The organism is Bacillus cereus group sp. BfR-BA-01523, assembly GCF_022662615.1.
Taxonomy (GTDB): Bacteria; Bacillota; Bacilli; order Bacillales; family Bacillaceae_G; genus Bacillus_A; species Bacillus_A mycoides.
Window position 1 is genome coordinate 59666 of record NZ_JAKUDX010000015.1, and the last position, 20611, is coordinate 80276.

Below are 20611 nucleotides of genomic sequence, written 5' to 3' on the forward strand. Positions count from 1 at the left end.
GGGCAGCAGGTCTCCCACTTAACTTCCTTGCATTCGCTCAATTTTGGAGTAGGAGTCTTACTGCCTATAAATAGCGAGATAAAAAAATAAAAATTCATAGGCTTATTTTTTTGTTACAATAAAGGGAAGTTACTTTTTGCAACGGTTTAACTCTCAAGAAAAATGATATATCTAGCAAAAACATAGTTTGGTCTATATAATGCAACTTCTACCTATTAGAGTAACATGCACCCTTTTACATACAACATCATTTTTCTAAATTATACAGGGGGAACGAACATGACCATTGAAAAACAATTTATCCAAAAGATTTACTATAAAACATTTTTAACAGAAGACTCTTCCATTCCGGTAGCGGAAGTACTCGGTGAAGCATATATAAATGAATCAAAAAATGAATTCTCCAATATATCTAATATTCGCTTTGCACAAGGTGAAGTTTATTTTCAAACTAACGACTTTGAAGCCGCTATATTCAAATGGGAGAAAGTAAATAATGAACTTGCTCTCTGGGCTATGAAGAATATTGCAGATGCTTATTTCGAATTAGATTTCTTGCCAAAAGCAGAAGAAATTTATACATCTATCCAAACAGAAGATACAACTCTTACAATGGAAGTTTCCCTACAACTTCTTTCCCTTTATATAGAGCAAAATCGTTTAGGACTAGCATTTAAGACGATTAGCGAGGCTGTTGCATTTCAACCAGACTATCCAAATATTACTGCAATCGCTCGATCGTTCTATGAAAAACAAGAAGATTGGAATAATGCTATTGAACTCGCTATTCAAGAAGGAATTCGAACAAAATCATTACACTGGTTCGATACTTTAATCAATTATGTGAACAGAGGCTTTACTAAAAAAATTAAACCTGAGTATTTCTATGAATCTTTAAAAGCCTTATATACAATCGATCAAGTCCAATTTAAAGAGCTTGTTATCTCACTTTGGAACAGCTATGAAAATGAATCATTCCATCTACCTTGGATTCAAACAATAAATCACCTATTCTTACATGTTGAAGTAGATGCTCATGACGATTGGAATGAAATTTCTACTCGCTATCAAGAGACGTACTTCGAATTGATTACTGGACAACATTTCATGCACGAATTACAAGGACTTGTACCAGATTTATTAACAAATTGGTTTAGTTTAATGAGAGCGGAAGATTCTTTACTTGTCTCCGCAGCAGTATTAGCATGGAATGAAGTTTCACCGACAACTCTAGAATCATTACTCGTAAAAAGCGCAGGTGCCTTACTTTCAAATGCATCAGCTCCTGCAAATGTTGATATGGCAGACGTATCAGCATTATTTGAAACGATTGCTGTATGGGCTGAGAAGAATGATGTAGATTTAGGTCATCAATTCACACTACTTGTTCGTGAGTTATACGATTTAACTGTTACACAACTTCTAGTAGCAGGAGCTAGCGATTATGATAAATCAGCCTTTATTAACTCTATACTAGGAGAAAATATATTAAATGAGGCTATAACAACTTCAATTACATTTAAAGATGATAGTCAAACTAAAATAACTGAGCTTACAGAACTAGATATACGAAATATACCAAACTTTGACGAACTTCATAACATACTAGCGGTACCTTCTCAGTCAAAACTAGAAAGAAAATGTATTGAAGTTAAATTACCAAGTAGATTTTTACGAAAAAATAAGTTTTCATTCCTTGTCACACCTACTGTGCATGGACAACTTGACAAAAACAGCTCTCACTTTGAATACTTACAGGCAGCAGATAGTCTCATCTATGTCCTAAATTCAGCTTCACCATTACATGATGAAGAGCTCGATACATTATTATATATTCGTGAGCAAGTACCAAATTTACAAATTAAATTCGTCTTACAAACAATTGATACGAATACTAGTGAAAATATCACGAACAGCATTAAAAAGAAAATACTCGTACATTTCCCAGAAGCACACTTTTTCCCTTACTCTCCTTCACAAGAGAGTAGTGAACAGCTAGGTAACGTAACAGACTCTATTCTTTCTAACCTTACTAAGCGTAACGTGGAAAAAGAACGCATTGAAAAATTATTATGGTTTATCCAAAAAACAATTGCATACCTTGTAAATGAACGTGTGGAATTAGAAAATACGTTAGTGAAATCCGTTCGCTGGAATAAACATATTTTAGTAAAACTTGATGGTTTTATTAATAATCTTACTGCCATTCAAAAAGATAAAATTCGTTCTATTACAGAATCTTATCTCTTAACGAAAGAAGAGATTACGCAGGATATACATTCTCAAATTCCTGAATTGTTGCAGAGTTGCTCTGACCTCGTTCAAGAAGATAGTGATTTCAAACTGGTCCATGAAGAACTAAATGTAGCAATGAATGAAAGAATTCAAAAACATGTACAGCAAGTGCTTCTTCCTAAATTTACTGGGTCTATTCAAGAATGGATTGAAACTGCTCATAATGAATTCATTCAAGCTCAGGCTTATTTAGATGAAATGAGCGATACCTTTAATAAGCTCTATGAGGAAGAGCGTATTAAACTTCCTTGTGATTTCAAATTACTAGATGACTGGGATAGAGATGTTGCAAGAATGACGAATAGAATTACAGTAGCTAACATCAATATTTTATTACGCTTTACACCGACACAATTTTTCTTAAAGAGCGCAGGGAAATTATTCGGTAATATGCAAAAAAATCAATCTATGCTATCAAATAAATATAAACAATATATTGAAACAGAAGATTATACAGAAGTTGCTCAGATGATTTCAAAACAATTCTTCCTTCAATTTGAAGTATTTGAAGGTGCGCTAGAACGGGATATCATGATGTTCTTTAAAGACCCTCTTAGCATATTGAAACAAACCGTAGAAGCGGCCCAACTTGAAATACAAGAAGATGAGCAAACATTAACAAAGCTAAGAACAAACCCAGAAACTTATCATGATCCTTTAACACTCTTTAAATTGCAATTGTTACAACGAAAATTCATGTTAAATATCGACCAAAATAATGAACATATTGCTTCACAAGAAACAATAAATAAAACACCAACTGTTTAAATAAGAAAAACCAAGCAACTAATTCGCTTGGTTTTTCTTATTTTTAATCTACAATTTTCACATGTTCAAATGGATAATATATCGCCATGAACTTTCCTAATACTTCTGTTCTATCAATGAGCCCTAAACCGTTCCTACTATCCCTACTAACTAAACGATTATCTCCCATCACAAAAATTTTATTTTTAGGAATTGTAATCGGTCCAAAATCTTCAGTTAAATTGATAAGTAATTTTTCTGCCTGTTTTTTATTATTCTTTAAATACTCTTCATTTTTCACTTGATGATTAACATATAATTGATCATTCTTCATCTCAATTACATCTCCTGGTAATCCAATAACTCTCTTCACATAGAAATTATCTGTCTTCACGACAATAATATCCTCTCTCTCATAACTTTCAAATCTCTTTGCAAGTTTATTAATAATTACTTTATCTCCATCTTGTAACGTCGGCCTCATCGATGCTCCTTTTACAGTCGTAGGGAAAAACAAAAAGATTTTTGCCAAAAACACTAATAAACATGCAATTGCAATTATTTCAAAGAATTCACGCAAACATTTTTTCTTTTGCATCATTCCACCATCTCATCATCTTTTTATTTTTATTATAAGTACTCCGACTGGTTAATTTCCACAAAATTCTGAATTATAACATTAGAATATTACAAATATAAAAATAATAATCCCTATAAATTCACTATTTTTATATACTATGTTTTCCATCTATCAAACAGGACTTTTCCTATGAAATTTATGCTTAGAAAGTATAAGATACTGCACAAATTAAACAAACAAATATAATAGCATAGCAATAAAAAAGATACTCTCAAAATAGTCTATCAACTATTTTTGAGAGTATCTTTTTATAATCCTGCATATACAATACACATCTGCGCTGCGACATATGTAAACCAAATCCAAAGCGGTTCATACTTCAGTTTGCGCCCTCCGATATCTGTCACGCCGATAATAAAATCAGAAATCACAAACAGTAAACCACCAAGTGCTGGTATCCACCATATTCCTATATTCTCGTAATATAAGGCGAATGCAAAACATGCCATTCCTCCAACCCACAAACCGTAAATTAGAGCGCCTATTGTAAAAAGTTTGTCTTGTTTTTCATTTCGAATAAAGAAAAACCACCCTATAATTAGAAAGAGTCCGTATACGAATAAACCGATCCAAAAACCATTCCATGAAATACCTGTTTGTAAAAATGCTTTCACATAGAAACAATGTGCAAGAGCGAAAGTAACCATTCCTCCAATTAATCGATGACCAATTGGAATTAATCCTGCCATAAATAAATCCCCTACAGTTGATAAAGTCATACCGAGTGCAACCCACGTACTGTACTCAGCCGATGGATCTTGTAACCATATCCAAATTGCACTTCCTGTTAAAGAAAAACTAAGAATAAGACGAACTGCTAAAGGTAACGGCATATTATTTCTCGTTCTCTTCGTCTGTCCTATTGCATAAATTGCTCCCATTAAAAAGAGAATAATTTGCCCGACTAACACAATGTAAAGTACATTCATAATATGTTCTCCTCAATAAATGCTTTATTCTATCTTTTTTCGTTACATATATCACGTTCTCCTTTTTCTATGTAAAAAAAGAAGAACAATACTGTTCTTCCATTTTAATCGTTTTTCTGTTCTCTATGCTACTTGTTTTTCTTGCTCAACTTTCTTTTTAACCGGGTTACGATTTACTACAATAATTCCCGCTGCGACACATGCTAAACCAAATAGTACAAAGGAATGGATTGCTTCCCCTAAAATTAGACTTGATAGTAGCACACCAAACACTGGTATAAAGAACATATACATCGAGACTTTCCCTACTTTGTTATACTTCATAATTGTATTCCATATACAGAATCCGGCTGCTGATAAGAACGATAAATATATGAGCATAAGTATTGCATGTAGATTAAATGTGAATGGCATCATTCCAACTTGAAATGCACCTATACATAGCAACCCCATTGATCCGAAAATCATCTGATATGCTGTCATATACCCAATATCTAATGTTTTACTACCTTCTTTCGCTAATATGTTTCCATACGAATACATCATGGCTGCCCCAAGAAGTAATAAGCTACCTATTCCAAAATGAAATGATAAACTTCCATCACTCGGTACATTCACTAAAATCACACCGCAAAAACCGATAGCTACTCCAATTACTTTTCGCCTATTTAGAGCATCATCTTTATATAAAAAGTGTGCGAGTAAAATTTGAAAGAATGATGATGTTCCTGAAATAATCGCTCCTTCAATTCCTGAGCTGTAACTCATTCCAATATAAAAACATATATATTGAAGAAAAGTTTGAAACAAGCCAATTTGAACTAACTGCTTTCCTGTTCCTTTTTTGAACTTCATATCTTTTCCTAACGCTTTAAAAAATAATAAGAGCATTACACCAGATAAGAAAAAGCGATAGCCAGCAAATAATATTTGTTCCCCGACTTCTTGCGGCTGAATTCCAAGTTCAGCATAGCTTAATTTAATAAAGGGAAATGCGCTTCCCCATAAAAATGTTGCTACTATTGCAGCAATAAACACGCCAATCGGATGGGTAAAAAATTTCTCTGTCTTCAACTTGATGTCTTCCTTTCCGACCTTTTTATGAACAATATTCATATATACCAAAGGAAATACGAAAACACAAGTTTTCAGTTTATCCCGCTATTCGCCGGGCAGTAAAACTCCCACCTCCAAATTCGGCTGGGGCAAAGAAGTTAAGTGGGAGCCCTGCTGCCCGTAAAAGCCCGATTGACGAGGGCTAATGATCAGCGTGGGATGAACAAAACCCCCACCAATTAAAGTTTCACTTTATACTAAAACAAAAACATATCATCTAAGAAAAACATATGCTATACTATAGAATAATTACAATATAATAACTATTAAAACCAGATTCAACAGAAATGCTGCTATCCATTATGGATGGCAGCTTTCGTCGTTTTATAGGGGTTTCGATTTTGATTCTTTTTCTCAATAAGAATTCGGAAGGAGCGAGTATTAATGAACGCAGAAGTAAAAACATTACAAGCACAAAAAGATATTTCTCATCCCTCTTTATGGGATACATTAAAGAAACATTATGAACTTATATTTGCAATCGCATCTGGTATTTTTATTTTAGCTGGTTGGTTATTCACAAAAAATGATGCAATAAGTGCAGGTATTACTTTATATATCCTTGCTTATGTAGTTGGAGGATTTGCAAAAGCAAAAGAAGGTATTGAAGACACAATTGAAGAGAAAGAGCTAAATGTTGAAATGCTCATGATTTTTGCAGCTATCGGCGCCGCAGTTATCGGTTACTGGGCAGAGGGTGCTATTTTAATCTTCATCTTTGCATTAAGCGGAGCAATGGAATCTTATACATTAAGTAAAAGCCAAAAAGAAATTTCAGCGCTTCTTGATCTACAACCTGAAGAAGCATTACGTATTTCAAACGGAACTCCGGAACGTGTTCCAGTTGAGCAATTACAAATTAACGATATTATTTTAATTAAGCCAGGTGAGCGTGTTCCTGCTGATGGCACAATTCATACTGGTGAAACAAATATTGATGAAGCTGCTATTACAGGAGAACCCATTCCGAATGAGAAAAAATTCGGCGATGAAGTATTTGCCGGCACTGTAAATTTACGTGGTGCTATTGAAGTTAAAATTACGAAGCCGAGCGATCAAACATTATTCCAAAAGATTATTCGTCTCGTTCAAAGTGCACAAAGCGAAAAATCCCCATCACAACTATTCATCGAAAAATTTGAAGGAACATACGTAAAAGGTGTACTACTTGTTGTTGCGCTTATGATGTTTGTTCCTCATTTCTTACTTGATTGGAGTTGGAATGAAACGTTTTATCGCGCGATGATCTTACTTGTAGTCGCTTCTCCTTGTGCGCTAGTTGCAGCCATTACACCGGCAACTTTATCAGCAATTTCAAACGGAGCGAGAAACGGTATTCTCTTTAAAGGTGGTATTCATTTAGAACGTCTAGCTTCAGTAAAGGCGATTGCCTTTGATAAAACAGGAACATTAACACAAGGAAAACCTACTGTAACAGATGTATATGTTCGAGAAGGCATAGCAGAAAGTGAAGTACTTTCTATTACAGCAGCGATTGAAAGTCACTCTACACATCCTTTAGCAGAAGCGATTGTTAAATATGCAAAACATGCTTACGACATTACGATAAAAAAACCAGAAAACGTTGAAGATGTAACTGGTTTTGGATTAAAAGGAATATTAGAAAACAAATCTTATAAAATTGGTAAAGCTGATTTTATTGGAGAAGAAACAAAGACATTTCATAATGGCATTTCTGCTTCACTTGAAAAAGAGGGGAAAACTGTCGTTTATATTAGTGATGAGGATGGTATTCTTGGACTGATCGCTTTAAAAGATACCCTTCGCCAAGAAACGATAGCGGCTATTCGTGATTTGCAAAGCATTGGTGTCGAAGCAATCATGATTACTGGTGATAATGAAGAAACAGCAAAAGCAATTGCCAATGAAAGTAATATAAAAGAATATTACGCATCATGTTTACCGGAAACAAAAGTTGAAACGATAAAGCAGTTAAAAGAAAAGTACGGCATAGTCGCCATGGTTGGAGATGGTATAAACGATGCACCTGCACTCGCTACTTCTAGTATTGGTGTTGCAATGGGTGAAGGAACAGACGTAGCATTAGAGACTGCAGACGTTGTTCTTATGAAAAACGAATTATCTCGTCTCTCTCAAGCAATCCGTTTATCAAAACGAATGAACCGTATTGTGAAGCAAAACGTTATCTTCTCTTTAGCTGTCATTGCAATGCTGATTTGTTCTAATTTCTTGCAGTTTTTAGCTCTTCCATTCGGTGTTATTGGACATGAAGGAAGTACCATTCTTGTAATCTTGAATGGCTTACGATTATTAAAAGGAAATAAGTAACGGGTCCCTGATAAAGGACCCGTTTTTTTTAATGGTAGCTATTGTGACCGTTCGCACTACTGCTCGTTTTATGCTTTGGATGCGAACTGCTCTTTTGTTTATTATTACTTTTATTATTGTGGTTCTTTTTATTATTACTCATGAAATATCCCCCCTGTTCCCTTTTATTATGGAACAAGAGCTCATTTTTCATTACGGGAATTATTGTCACCCGTTCTATAATGATGGAGTAAACCATTAATTTCACCGCCAAGTAAAATTACCCACGCAGTTAAGTAAAACCATAACATTAAAATAATGATACCACCGAGACCACCATATGTATTAGCGTAATTTGCAAATTTATCTACATAATAGGCAAATGAGTACGATACCACAATCCATCCTACAGTAGCAAATATTGCTCCCGATATGACTTCTCTTCGCTTTAATTTCCGATCAGGCGCAAATGTATATAAAAAGCTAAACAAAGCGATTAAGACAAAGAAACTTGCTACTAAACGCGTAATACTCCAAACATAAGAAAAACTATCCGATAAACCAATTGCTTTAAACACGGCTGCCCCAATCACTTGTCCAAATACTGGGACGATTAGTGCAAACACAATCATAAAAATTATCGCTAACGTGAACACGATAGATAAAGCTCTTGTTTTAATAAAGGAACGGGTTTCTGTTACATCATAAGCGCGGTTAAAAGCGTTCATAACCGCATTCACCCCGTTTGAAGCAAACCATAACATCGATAGTAAACCGAATGATAATAAACCACCATTTTGTTCGTTTACAACTTTATCTACGTTTACTTCAATTAAGTTCATCGCATCTTCTGGTACGTACGGTTCTAATAAATTGAGCACACTTTCTGTTTGAAGGTCAATAAAGCCAAGAAGCGTAATTAAGAAAACAAGCCCAGGGAAAATCGCAAGCAAGAAGAAATAAGCGAGCTGTGCTGCTAAGCCCGCTACATCATCGCGCATCGTCCGGTCATATAAATCTTTCCCAAACGAAAAGGTGCGATTTCTTTTTGCTTTTTCTAGAAATTTCCTCATATTTTTTAGACGCTTTTCTTCTCTTCTTTATTTTGCTTTAGCTCAATGTATGCTTCAGTTTTTTTTTCCTCTGCATTTGAGTCCTTCATAAATAATTCACGCGCTTCTTTCATACCACCATCTTCAGCTACTACTGGCTCTTCTTCTGCTTTAAGCTCATCTACCTTTGGAGATACAGCTTGAATTTCAATCGTTTCCGGCTTTTCTACTGGCACAACTTTTCTCTTACTAAAAATTTCTTTCGTCTCTTTTAACGTTTCTACAACAGACGGCGTCAATTTTTTGATTTCTGCTACTTTCGCTTTTACTACATTGAAATCAGCAAGTTCGCGTCCTTTATCTGTAACAGTTTGCACTTTTTCTTTTATCTTCGAATTTTCACCAATTTCAATCATCTTTGTTTTTGCTTTTTCTGCCGTGTTTTTTACTTTTTCACGGTTTTCTTTCTTTAACATAGATACAGCTACACCTGCAGCTACACCAATCGCAATGTTTCGAGCAATATTATTTTTCTTTGCCATATTCCTTCACCCTTTCATTTCTTATATTAGAAAGTATTACTTTCTAAGCTTCCTCATATTCCTTGTTCATTTCGAATGAAAGCTACTAGCTTTGCACACCCTTCTGTTACAAGGTCATACACTTCTTGGAAGTTCCCTGTAAAGTAAGGGTCAGGAACGTCTGTCCAGCCACCGTCTGGAACAAAATCGGACAGTCTACCAATATAGCCTTCAGTTTTACCAAAACTTTTTAAATCCGCTATATTCTTGTTGTCCATGGCAATAATATAATCAAACTTTGTTAAGTCTTCTTTTTCTACTTGCCGTGCTTTAATTCCTTCAAAAGAGACTTCATTTTCTTTTAAAATTTTTTTTGTTCCTTTATGTGGTGGATGACCAATATGCCAATCTCCAGTTCCTGCAGAATCAATGACAATTTTCTCTTCGAGTCCCTCTTTTACGACAAGATCCCGAAAAATTGCTTCTGCCATTGGAGAACGACAAATGTTCCCAAGACAAACAAACAATACTCGGACCATATTTTGTTTCTTCCCTTCTTGGTGCATTTCTTACTATATACTTATATAGTATAAACAACCAATTATTAATTATAAAGGAAATCCCTACTAATTTAATAGGATTGAAAAGTTTCATTAACGAAAATGATAAAAAAATGTTAAGATAACCTTATGTTATTTTAAAGGGGGACACTTCGGTGGATTTATCCGTAAAATCAGAAGCAAACGTTGAATATATGGTAGAAGCTATTAAAGAAAAATTACGCATGGTTAATGCTGGAGCAATGAGAGCTGCTAGTTTTAACGAAGAAATGTACGAGGACTTACGTGACATTTATGAGCACGTTATGAAACGTGAAACATTCAGTATTAGTGAAATGCAAGCTATTACTGAGGAATTAGGTACATTAATTAAAAAATGACAAAGAGCCTCACGTATTCGAGGCTCTTTTAATTTCAACAAATTCATGACAACTCTTCTCTTTTCCTCCTCACATTCTAAATTACTGTACAATGAAAGTAGAACCTCACCTTAGATTTTTTCTCCATACATACTACTCTCAAAAAATTGCCACACTACCATTGCTAACTGTTTTTACTGGAGGTGCTTACTTATGAGCAATTGGTACAGTAAGACGAAAAATCAAACATTAATCGACCTAGAAACAAATGAACAACACGGTTTAACAGATAAAATCGTAAATGAACGTTTAAAGCAATATGGTTCTAATGAATTAGCTACCAAACAAAAACGTACTTTATGGCAGCGCGTTTTCGCCCAAATTAATGACGTCCTCGTGTATGTCCTTATTATCGCTTCCCTTATTTCCGCCTTTGTAGGTGAATGGGCCGATGCAAGTATTATCGCGCTCGTTGTAGTTTTAAATGCTGTTATCGGTGTAATCCAAGAATCGAAAGCGGAACAGGCTTTAGAAGCATTGAAAAAGATGGCAACACCTAAAGCTATCGTAAAGCGAGATGGTGAACTAAAAGAGATCCCATCTGAGCACGTCGTTCCAGGTGATATCGTTATGCTTGATGCTGGGCGGTATATCCCCTGCGATTTACGACTTATCGAAACTGCGAATTTAAAAATTGAAGAATCTGCTCTAACTGGTGAATCTGTCCCTGTCGATAAAGATGCAGTCTACCACCCTTCCATGCAAAATGATGAGCAAGTACCATTAGGTGATCAAAAAAACATGGCCTTTATGTCGACGTTAGTAACATACGGACGTGGCGTCGGTGTTGCTGTTGAAACTGGGATGAACTCACAAATTGGCAAGATCGCTACCCTTTTACATGAAGCAGACGATGATATGACACCACTTCAAAAAAGCTTAGCACAAGTAGGAAAGTATTTAGGATTTGTCGCTGTAGCTATTTGCACTACTATGTTTCTCATCGGTTTTTTACAGGGCCGGGATACGTTAGAAATGTTTATGACCGCAATTAGTTTAGCTGTTGCAGCCATTCCAGAAGGCTTACCAGCTATCGTTTCCATCGTTCTTGCAATTGGTGTTCAGCGTATGATTAAACAAAACGTTATCATTCGTAAACTACCAGCTGTTGAAGCTCTCGGTTCTGTCACAATTATTTGTTCAGATAAAACAGGTACATTAACTCAAAATAAAATGACCGTTACTCACTTTTATAGTGATCGCACATACGACCAGCTAGAAAATTTGAATGTAAATAATGATGCACACCGTCTATTATTAGAAAATATGGTTTTATGCAACGATGCCTCTTACGGTGCCGACTCACAAACAGGGGATCCTACAGAAATTGCCCTTCTTGTTGCCGGAAGCTCTTTTAACATTCAAAAAGATCATTTAGAAAATAAACATGAACGTGTTAACGAATTGCCTTTCGATTCTGATCGTAAAATGATGTCAACTGTACATACGTACGATGAAGGCTACTATAGCATGACGAAAGGTGCTATTGATAAACTTTTACCTCACTGTACCCATATCTTTATAAATAATAAACTTGAGGTCCTAAAAGATTCTGATAAAAATCAAATATTAGAAGCTGCCGGGTCAATGTCGCAAAAAGCATTAAGAGTACTTTCATTCGCATATAAACGATACGACTTAAACGATATGGATATAAATCATCTCGAAGAAAATCTCATCTTTATCGGTCTTGTTGGTATGATTGATCCACCACGTACAGAAGTAAAAGATTCAATTACAGAATGTAAAAAGGCTGGTATTCGCACAGTTATGATTACGGGTGATCATAAGGATACCGCCTTTGCAATTGCCAAAGAACTTGGCATTGCTGAAGAAATATCTGAAATCATGATTGGAACTGAATTAGATAACATTCCAGATACAGAACTAGCAAGTAAAATTAATCACTTAAATGTATTCGCTAGGGTCTCTCCAGAACATAAAGTGAAGATTATAAAAGCATTACGTGCTAAAGGAAATATCGTTTCCATGACTGGTGACGGTGTAAATGATGCTCCATCTTTAAAACAAGCAGATGTTGGAGTAGCAATGGGAATTACAGGAACAGATGTCGCAAAAGGCGCAGCAGATGTAGTTTTAACAGATGATAACTTCTCATCTATTGTGAAAGCTGTTGAAGAAGGAAGAAATATTTATCGTAATATTAAAAAGTCTATTCTCTTCCTACTTTCTTGTAACTTCGGCGAAATTATAGCTCTCTTTTTAGCTATTTTACTCGGCTGGGCAACACCACTACGCCCTATTCACATTTTGTGGGTAAATTTAATTACAGATACACTGCCTGCATTATCACTCGGTGTTGATCCTGAAGATCCAGATGTGATGAAGGAGAAACCACGACATGCGAAAGAAAGCTTATTTAGCGGCAGCGTTCCTTTTCTTATTTTCAATGGGGTTGTAATTGGACTTCTTACTTTAACAGCTTTTATCGTTGGGGCAAAGCTCTATACAGGAGATACAAATTTATTTCCTCTCTTCCCAGAGCAAATTGATGAAGACGCGCTATTACACGCTCAAACGATGGCATTTGTCGTTCTTAGTTTCTCTCAACTCGTTCATTCATTTAACTTACGTTCAAGAACGAAATCAATTTTTTCAATTGGGATATTTACAAATAAATATTTAGTCTTCTCACTTCTAATCGGTGTTCTTATGCAAGTGTGTATTATCTCCATCCCACCTCTTGCCAATATATTTGGTGTGCATGCATTAACAATGCGAGATTGGGGATTTGTTCTCTTGTTAAGTATCATTCCGCTTGTTGTGAATGAAATCATTAAATTATTTAAGAGAAAATAAAAGGCAATGAGGAATATTCCTCATTGCCTTTTTGTTTATCCCGCTATTTGCCGTGCAGTAAGACTCCCACCTCAAAATTCGGCTGGAGCAAAGAAGTTAGGCGGGAGATGAACATCTCCCGCTGATTAAAGTTTCACTTTATCCTTGTAATTCTTTTTTGATATTCTCTGTTAATGTAGCCATACGCTTGCGACTTTCTTCACGCTCACGTTTATTTTGCTCTTCAATTTGTTGTGTTTCTTGCATACCTCTTGAAATAATGTTCCAAGTTTCCTCAAGTGTTTCCATCTTAATACTAGAAGAACCTGATAATCTCGCTACTTCCACACTTTGAGTTGCGATATTTTGTGCATTTTTCTTAAGTAATTCATTTGTACGGCGATCAAGTTCAGCCATAGAGTCCGCAACAAGCTTTTGACGTTTCGCATTTACCGCTTGAATGATACCATTTTTAAAGATAGGAATCGTTGTAATAAATGCCGTATTGATTTTACCGATTAATTTATTGTTACCGCGTTGAATCATACGAATTTGTGGTGCTGTTAATAGAGCAACCATACGTGCTTTTTCTAAATCATCAATACGCTGTTCTAAAATTTCAACAGAGTTTTTAAGCGATTCTAATTCAATACCCGCTAACTGATCATTATTACGTATGCGCTCTTCGTACATCGGAACTAACTCTGTATTTAAACGCTCTAATAACATTTCCCCTGCTACTACGTATTTTTCTAAGTCTAAATAATACTTTAAGTTTTGCTCATATAAACCATCTAACGTACCAATTGATTTTTTCATTTCATCTTGATACTTCGTAATTTCTACGTATACTTTATCCATTTCGCGACCCATCGTCTGATACTTACTAAAGATTTGTTCAATCATTTTATCTGCTTTTTTGAACATACGTGAGAAGAAACCACTTTTCTCTTCCGCAAAGTCTTTACTATCAAATCTGTCCATAATTTTACCAAGCTGCTTTAATAATTCACCAGAGTCTTCTACTTTCGATAAAGACATTGTATGTAAAATTTGATCAGCGAAACGTGAAATTTCCATAGAAGGTTCTTTTCCGAGTTCAATTAATTCTAATTGATCTTTAATGTCTACTGCGTTATAAATACGTTGCACTTCTGCATCTTGTCTAAGTTGCAAGCGAACATCTTGTGCGGTTTGCTCATTCAATTCTGTTTTCGAATCTAGTACGACTGGGTTATTCATATGGTATTCTCCCTTTCCTTATAAAAATGGACGAAATAGTCCTTTTATTGTTTGTGATAAATTTTTATAGGCTGATGAACCATGAAATTCAAGATCGAAATTAACTTCTTCAAGCCAATGTGAATCAAATGCTCCTGATTCAATATACGGTTCAATATCGTTTCTCCCCGTTGGATTAAAGTGGAATACATCTACTCCAATTTGATTTAAAAATAGTAATAACACAGCATCAGAACGACTTAATTCTCCGCTCTTCTCATTATTAAATATAACAATTTTCGGTACTTCTTGCGAATAATCAAATTTCTCAAGCTGCTCTAAAATGTTCGGTGGTATTTGAGAGAGTTGTGCGAAAACATACAGCGCTACATCTTGTTTCGTCTCTTTCGCAATTGGTTTACACATTTCACTTTCACACGTATGGATCATTGCTTCTGCAATACCATGTTGTAATCCTTCTGGTAAACGCTTATGCGGCCACCAATGGCTGTTCATAATTAAATCCGGATGTAACTTCCCCCCGCGGTCCAATGCATCTCGATAATGATATTGGAAATTCGCTTTTTGTTCTTTCGTAAACGGGAATGTATTAATTAATAAACTGTTATCAAATGATGTAACAGCCTTTAGTCGCTGAAAATATTCTTTATCATTCTTTGAAACACCTGATATTTTTGCAAATAAAGAAGGAATATAAATATGCTTATTTTCAACAAAGAATGTTGGGCGTACAAATGCCTTTTCTTTCGTAATTAAAAAGAGTTCATCGTACGTCGTTTTGAGCGTACGGGCTACAGGTGTATACGAACGGAATTGCCACGGTTTGTATAATAATGAATTATCGTGGTGAAGTACTTGCTCGATTTCTTTTGAAGCTTGATAAGCTACCGTTGCGACGCGTTCACGACGCCGATCAGGAAATGGTTCCAATGAAATACGGCCTGAATGAGATACGACAAATGTCTTTCCTTCCTCATCTACACTCTCAAATCCATCTTTTCCTTCTGGGTGATAATAAAGCACATCACAGCCGAGCATAATAAGAAAGTATAAGAAATATATACGACTCTCCGTCGCATCACCGTACCAAACGATACGTGGCATTTGTTTCTTATAATTAATCGTAGAGAACCACTTCGCTACGTAATTTTCACTTAATTTAATCATATCGATTAAGAAACGCCGGAATCCTTCTGTTTTTAAAGATTGATTATGTTGTTTCTCATACAATTTCAATACAGAAATAAACGTCGTATGTATATAATGCTGTAAATCAGGATTGTCTACTTGCGGTAATAGTTGTTTTCCAGACAGATGGGCGACAAGCCTATTTACTGTAAGGCCATTCGGTGCTTCTTGATGTAATGTAAAAACCTCTTGAATATGGCGCAGTTTTTCGGGATCAATCACCTTATTTAAATTTTGTTCATGCAAAACCACGATCCCTTTCACTTCGCTATAATCAAATAGCTCATTGAAATATTCATCTACATCATTAGGAACACCAAGAATACGAGTTGCTATATAACTAAACTTCATCTCATTCTCTGTCAGTTCATATTTTGGGCGTTTTTCTAAAAGCGCTTCAAATTGCTTTAAATCTGATTCGTCTTTTAATGCACATGGTTGAAGTGTAAAACGTGAAAACACAACAGTTCACCTCCAAAAACATTTACTTTTTTTATAAAGTCTCTCTTCTATTATAAACTATTTTTAGTTATAAAAAATGGGCGCTCGCATAACGAGCAAACCCATTTCAATTATTTATGATTATTTTTAGTAGCTGCAACTTCTTCTTTAGCTTGTCCAGAATTCTTCATGTAGTGAAGTATAAACGTTGCTCCAAATGCTACAACTAAAATAATAAAGAATAGCGTATGGCTTACTTCAATATGAATAACAGACAGTAACATTTTTGCTGCAATAATTAAGATTAAAATATATGCTGTCGTTTCAAGTTCTGGAATACGCTCTAACAATTTTAAGAATACGCCAGCGATACCGCGCATCATTAAAATACCAAGCATTCCACCTAATAATAGAATCCAAACTTGATTTGATACACCAAATGCAGCAAGTACGCTATCTACAGAGAACGCGATATCCATTAATTCAACCATCGCAACTGTTCCCCAGAAGACACCAAACATTCTGAAGAGAATACTGTTTTGGTTCATACCATGAGCTTCCTCTTCTTCTGCATTACCTTTTCTTTTATCAATGAAGTATTTAACTGAAAGCCAAGCTAAGTAAAGTGCACCTAACACTTTTACCCATGCTAATTTAATTAAGAACATTCCAATTCCAATTGCAATAAAACGGAATACATAAGCTCCAATCAGTCCATAGAATAATGCTTTTTTTCGTTTTTCTTCTGGAAGATGTTTTACCATTACCGCTAGCACAAGTGCATTGTCAGCAGATAATAACCCTTCAAGTACAACAAGTGTACCTATTAACCCCCAAGATACTGGATCTTGTAACACTTTAATCCACATGTCCAAGTCGAAAAACTGAGCATACGTATCAAGGATTCCTTGCAAAATACTCATCTTACCTTTATCCCCTATTCTTTGCTAGATTTATAGAAAGGTCAAAAAAAGGAAACGAATGTCGTTTCCCTTCTTATGCATCCAAGCCATACGCTTTTACAAGCGCACCTAATCCACCTTGGAATCCGCTTCCTACTGCACTAAACTTCCACTGTCCATTATGACGATATAATTCACAAAAGACAACTGCTGTTTCAATGGAGAAATCTTCCCCTAAATCAAAACGAAGAACTTCTTCGTTTGTTTCTTCATTTGCTAAACGAACGAATGCATTTGCAACCTGTCCAAAGTTTTGATTACGGCCTTCACCATCATAAATTGTAACTGTAATAGCAATTTTATGAACATCTGCTGGAACCTTTTTCAAATCGACAACAAGTTGCTCATCATCACCTTCACCTGCACCTGTACGGTTATCTCCTGTATGTAAAACTGATTCACAAGGAGACTGTAAATTATTATAGAAAATAAAATCAGTTTCCTTCGTACATTTCCCGTTCGCATCTAATAAAAAGGCAGATGCATCTAAATCGAAATCAGATCCACCATCATAAGATTTAATATCCCATCCAAGACCAATTACTGCTCTTGATAAACCTGGGCTTGTTTTAGCTAAATCAATTTTCTGTCCTTTTTGCAATTGAATAACCATATATATTCACCTCTATATTTTAATTTTTAAAAATATATCCATCAGTAATTACGCATTTCACTGATGGATATATAAATCTATTACTCTACATCTAAACCAAAGTTATTACATAGAGAACCTAATCCACCTTGGAATCCACTTCCGATTGCATTGAATTTCCATTCACCTGCGTGACGGTATAATTCGCTCACTACTACAGCTGTTTCAATAGAGAAATCTTCTCCTAAATCGTAACGAATTAATTCTGCATTCTTTTCTTCATCCATAATACGTACGAAAGAATTAGAAACTTGTCCGAAGTTTTGGCTGCGGCCTTCTCCATCATAAATTGTAATTGTGAAACAAATACGCTCAATGTTAGCAGGAACATTTTTTAAGTCTATTTTAATTGTTTCATCGTCGCCTTCACCTTCACCTGTACGGTTATCTCCTAAATGCTCTACAGCACCATTCGCACCTTTTGGATTATTATAGAAGACGAAATCCTCTGCACCTGAAACTTTACCGTTAGCACCTACTAAGAAGATACTAACATCTAAATCGAAATCATTTTGTCCGTCATAACGATTCGTATCCCAACCAAGTCCTACAAGAACTTTCGAAAGACCTGGATTTGTTTTTGTTAAGTCTACCTTTTGTCCTTTTTTCAATGAAATAGATGCCATATTATACTATTCCTCCTTGGTTTATTTTATTGGTAACGTGATACAATCTCACTTAAGTTTTTATCTTGTGTTCCTTCTCCCACTGCTGAAAACTTCCATTCGTTTCCGTCTCGGTACATTTCACCTGCAATTAAAGTCATTTTGCCAGCATAATTATCTGACAAGTTATAACGCGCTAATTCTTCACCTGTTTGTGGGTTTTGAATACGAATATATGCATTGCGAATCATCCCAAAGTCTTGACGACGATTTACACAGTCATAAATATTTACAACGAATACTAAACGATTAATACGGCTCGGAACTTTATGTAATTCTACGAAAATTGTTTCGTCGTCACCAGCGCCTTCACCTGTTAAATTATCTCCTGAATGAATAATACTACCACAAGTAGAAAGTTTGTTGCCGAAGTAAACTAGATCATTTTTGTTTAAAAAACGATTCCCTTCTAACATAACGACAGATGCATCACAATCTACACTTGGTTTACTTCCAAATAAAGAAGACAGAAACCCACCTGATTGCCCAATTGGATCCCAGCCTAAGCCAACCTGTAGTTTCGCTACTCTCGGTTGTCCTTTCGTTAAATCAATCTTTTGTCCTTTTTCTAAAATAATAGGCATGAAGTTTCTTCCTTTCTACAAAGCATTTTCCAACTCGGAAAACATTGTATTCTTCTCTTATATTGTAGCATTATTTATCTAATGAGAAAAAGGATAAATTCTCAATTATATGAAAACAGATACTATATTTATTTATACTGATGTAATAAGTGGTAAATAGAGCCAATCATTCCTGCACAATTACCGCTTTGCGCAAGTTTAATCTCACAATTACTATAAATCTCTTGATTTAAGTATGTTCCTATCTCTTCCTTCACTTCATGTAAGAAATCATCTCCTCTTTCAGTAATTCCCCCACCAATAATAATCATTTTCGGATTAAAAATATAAGCAAGATTGCTAATACCAATCGCCAAATGTTTAAAGAAAATCTTCACGGCTTGAGTAACACCGCTATCACCCTTATCATATAATTCGAAAATTGTTTTACCATCCCACTCCTTTTTACCTTTATATCTTCGTACGAGATGAATTAATCCCGAAATTGAGGCAACCTCCTCAAAAGTTTTCCCTTCTATTAACATGTTCCCCCATTCCCCAGCGCCAAACGAATGTCCACGGTATAACTCTCCATTTATAACAATTGCTCCACCAATGCCCGTTCCAAGCGTAAGCATAATAAAATCGCTTTCTCCCCTCCCTGTACCTTTCCATTTCTCGCCTAAGGCTGCACAATTAACATCATTTTCAATAGATACAGGAACTTTTAATACTTCTTGTAATCTCTCAACAATAGAAATATTAGCATAACGCGGAATATGATCCACACCTCCCGTTATAACTCCTTTATCAATATCAACAATTCCCGCTGTACTAATACCAATTCCGGAAATAGTATGTTCAGTCATTAACTTTTTTGATAAACATATAAGTTTTTGAACAATTTGTTCCCCGCCCAAGTGAATTTCTGTTGGGACCTTTTTATGTATTAGTACTACCCCTATTTCTGAAACAATTCCATATTTAATTTGCGTACCACCAATATCAAATGCAATATATTCTTTCATCCGTTGCCACTTCCTCTACTGTTATGAGTGTAAATTCTCCATCACTCTACTATTTACAAGGAATTTACATTAACTCTTTTCTCCCTTTAGAAATACACCACCTTTTTCTATATATAGTTTTTTTTGCATAAAACTCTTTTTCCTATGAAATATTACAAAGGGGTGTATTTTAGATGGAACAATAATTTTTTCTTCAGGAGGAAAACAATGACAAAAATCTTCATTTTAGCATCAACACTTTCTTTATCCTTTTTTAGCGGCTTAAATATTGGTAATGCTGCAACTGAAAACTTCCATCCAATAACAAACGCTATTGTACAAAATAACGATACTTTAGCAGAAGGTAATTCAAAAGATAATAATAAACCTCCAGGAAACAATGGTTCTCAGGACGATAGTGGTTCTGGTGGCAACGGTTCTGGTGGCAGTGGTTCTGGCGGCAATGGTTCTGGTGGCAGTGGTTCTGGCGGCAGTGGTTCTGGCGGCAATGGTTCTGGTGGCAG

The 20611-nt window shown here is 35.3% G+C and carries 17 protein-coding genes and 1 pseudogene; 5 read left to right on the forward strand and 13 right to left on the reverse strand.

Features of this window, described 5'->3' with window-relative positions:
* The first annotated feature begins 279 nt into the window (after positions 1-279).
* The gene (locus tag MR066_RS24030; RefSeq protein ID WP_242248740.1) at positions 280-3063 is read left to right on the forward strand and encodes a tetratricopeptide repeat protein; all 2784 of its coding nucleotides are present in this window, start codon (positions 280-282) and stop codon (positions 3061-3063) included.
* A gap of 43 nt (positions 3064-3106) precedes the next feature.
* Here the strand turns inward: MR066_RS24030 and lepB are convergent, their stop codons facing one another.
* From lepB to MR066_RS24045, 3 genes are all read right to left on the reverse strand, one after another.
* A complete protein-coding gene (lepB, locus tag MR066_RS24035; protein WP_002029576.1) occupies positions 3107-3643 on the reverse strand; it encodes a signal peptidase I in 537 nt (178 codons plus the stop codon).
* Positions 3644-3930: 287 nt separating this feature from the next.
* Positions 3931-4611, reverse strand: coding sequence for a lysoplasmalogenase (locus MR066_RS24040; protein WP_242248741.1), 681 nt, complete (start codon positions 4609-4611; stop codon positions 3931-3933).
* A 123-nt stretch (positions 4612-4734) separates the two neighbouring features.
* On the reverse strand, positions 4735-5685 hold the full coding sequence (locus MR066_RS24045) for a DMT family transporter (protein ID WP_002091185.1): 951 nt from the start codon (positions 5683-5685) through the stop codon (positions 4735-4737).
* Between the two features lie 426 nt (positions 5686-6111).
* Between MR066_RS24045 and MR066_RS24050 the strand changes: the two genes are divergently transcribed.
* Positions 6112-8037 (forward strand): heavy metal translocating P-type ATPase, encoded by a 1926-nt coding sequence (locus MR066_RS24050; RefSeq protein WP_002166999.1) that lies wholly within the window; start codon positions 6112-6114, stop codon positions 8035-8037.
* A 182-nt stretch (positions 8038-8219) separates the two neighbouring features.
* On the opposite strand, the gene MR066_RS24055 is transcribed toward MR066_RS24050, so the two are convergent.
* The 3 genes from MR066_RS24055 to MR066_RS24065 are packed head-to-tail and all read right to left on the reverse strand — an operon-like array spanning position 8220 to position 10128.
* Complete coding sequence (locus MR066_RS24055) at positions 8220-9089, reverse strand: YihY/virulence factor BrkB family protein (RefSeq protein WP_002063656.1); 870 nt, start codon at positions 9087-9089, stop codon at positions 8220-8222.
* 5 nt (positions 9090-9094) lie between these two features.
* On the reverse strand, positions 9095-9610 hold the full coding sequence (locus MR066_RS24060; RefSeq protein WP_002191833.1) for a DUF4075 domain-containing protein: 516 nt from the start codon (positions 9608-9610) through the stop codon (positions 9095-9097).
* A gap of 53 nt (positions 9611-9663) precedes the next feature.
* Entirely contained in the window at positions 9664-10128 is a 465-nt protein-coding gene (locus tag MR066_RS24065) for a low molecular weight protein-tyrosine-phosphatase (protein WP_002140258.1), read from the reverse strand.
* A 176-nt stretch (positions 10129-10304) separates the two neighbouring features.
* Between MR066_RS24065 and MR066_RS24070 the strand changes: the two genes are divergently transcribed.
* Positions 10305-10529, forward strand: coding sequence for a DUF1128 domain-containing protein (locus MR066_RS24070; RefSeq protein ID WP_002010236.1), 225 nt, complete (start codon positions 10305-10307; stop codon positions 10527-10529).
* A 192-nt stretch (positions 10530-10721) separates the two neighbouring features.
* A complete protein-coding gene (locus MR066_RS24075) occupies positions 10722-13388 on the forward strand; it encodes a cation-translocating P-type ATPase (protein ID WP_242248743.1) in 2667 nt (888 codons plus the stop codon).
* A 138-nt stretch (positions 13389-13526) separates the two neighbouring features.
* Here MR066_RS24075 and MR066_RS24080 read toward each other — a convergent pair whose 3' ends face one another.
* The 7 genes from MR066_RS24080 to MR066_RS24110 all read right to left on the reverse strand — a co-directional run bounded on the left by MR066_RS24080 (position 13527) and on the right by MR066_RS24110 (position 20108).
* Entirely contained in the window at positions 13527-14609 is a 1083-nt protein-coding gene (locus tag MR066_RS24080; RefSeq protein WP_002029585.1) for a toxic anion resistance protein, read from the reverse strand.
* An 18-nt stretch (positions 14610-14627) separates the two neighbouring features.
* A complete protein-coding gene (locus tag MR066_RS24085) occupies positions 14628-16259 on the reverse strand; it encodes a YceG family protein (RefSeq protein WP_242248745.1) in 1632 nt (543 codons plus the stop codon).
* 110 nt (positions 16260-16369) lie between these two features.
* Entirely contained in the window at positions 16370-17161 is a 792-nt protein-coding gene (locus MR066_RS24090; RefSeq protein ID WP_000025698.1) for a TerC family protein, read from the reverse strand.
* A gap of 73 nt (positions 17162-17234) precedes the next feature.
* Entirely contained in the window at positions 17235-17813 is a 579-nt protein-coding gene (locus MR066_RS24095) for a TerD family protein (RefSeq protein WP_016103444.1), read from the reverse strand.
* 80 nt (positions 17814-17893) lie between these two features.
* Entirely contained in the window at positions 17894-18478 is a 585-nt protein-coding gene (locus MR066_RS24100) for a TerD family protein (RefSeq protein ID WP_002010225.1), read from the reverse strand.
* Between the two features lie 26 nt (positions 18479-18504).
* The gene (locus MR066_RS24105; RefSeq protein ID WP_242248746.1) at positions 18505-19101 is read right to left on the reverse strand and encodes a TerD family protein; all 597 of its coding nucleotides are present in this window, start codon (positions 19099-19101) and stop codon (positions 18505-18507) included.
* 128 nt (positions 19102-19229) lie between these two features.
* Positions 19230-20108 (reverse strand): ROK family protein, encoded by an 879-nt coding sequence (locus MR066_RS24110; RefSeq protein WP_061676176.1) that lies wholly within the window; start codon positions 20106-20108, stop codon positions 19230-19232.
* A gap of 207 nt (positions 20109-20315) precedes the next feature.
* On the opposite strand from MR066_RS24110, the pseudogene MR066_RS24115 reads away from it, so the two are divergent.
* A pseudogene (locus MR066_RS24115) lies at positions 20316-20611 on the forward strand (cell wall anchor protein); the annotation flags it as partial.

Excerpts from the sequence above, each read along its gene's own strand:
- MR066_RS24060 (WP_002191833.1), bottom strand. The coding sequence starts at position 9,610 with ATGGCAAAGAAAAATAATATTGCTCGAAACATTGCGATTGGTGTAGCT.
- MR066_RS24055 (WP_002063656.1), bottom strand. The coding sequence starts at position 9,089 with ATGAGGAAATTTCTAGAAAAAGCAAAAAGAAATCGCACCTTTTCGTTT.
- MR066_RS24075 (WP_242248743.1), top strand. The coding sequence starts at position 10,722 with ATGAGCAATTGGTACAGTAAGACGAAAAATCAAACATTAATCGACCTA.
- MR066_RS24110 (WP_061676176.1), bottom strand. The coding sequence starts at position 20,108 with ATGAAAGAATATATTGCATTTGATATTGGTGGTACGCAAATTAAATAT.
- MR066_RS24065 (WP_002140258.1), bottom strand. The coding sequence starts at position 10,128 with ATGGTCCGAGTATTGTTTGTTTGTCTTGGGAACATTTGTCGTTCTCCA.
- MR066_RS24095 (WP_016103444.1), bottom strand. The coding sequence starts at position 17,813 with ATGGTTATTCAATTGCAAAAAGGACAGAAAATTGATTTAGCTAAAACA.
- MR066_RS24040 (WP_242248741.1), bottom strand. The coding sequence starts at position 4,611 with ATGAATGTACTTTACATTGTGTTAGTCGGGCAAATTATTCTCTTTTTA.
- MR066_RS24105 (WP_242248746.1), bottom strand. The coding sequence starts at position 19,101 with ATGCCTATTATTTTAGAAAAAGGACAAAAGATTGATTTAACGAAAGGA.
- MR066_RS24100 (WP_002010225.1), bottom strand. The coding sequence starts at position 18,478 with ATGGCATCTATTTCATTGAAAAAAGGACAAAAGGTAGACTTAACAAAA.
- MR066_RS24090 (WP_000025698.1), bottom strand. The coding sequence starts at position 17,161 with ATGAGTATTTTGCAAGGAATCCTTGATACGTATGCTCAGTTTTTCGAC.
- MR066_RS24030 (WP_242248740.1), top strand. The coding sequence starts at position 280 with ATGACCATTGAAAAACAATTTATCCAAAAGATTTACTATAAAACATTT.
- MR066_RS24050 (WP_002166999.1), top strand. The coding sequence starts at position 6,112 with ATGAACGCAGAAGTAAAAACATTACAAGCACAAAAAGATATTTCTCAT.
- lepB (WP_002029576.1), bottom strand. The coding sequence starts at position 3,643 with ATGATGCAAAAGAAAAAATGTTTGCGTGAATTCTTTGAAATAATTGCA.
- MR066_RS24080 (WP_002029585.1), bottom strand. The coding sequence starts at position 14,609 with ATGAATAACCCAGTCGTACTAGATTCGAAAACAGAATTGAATGAGCAA.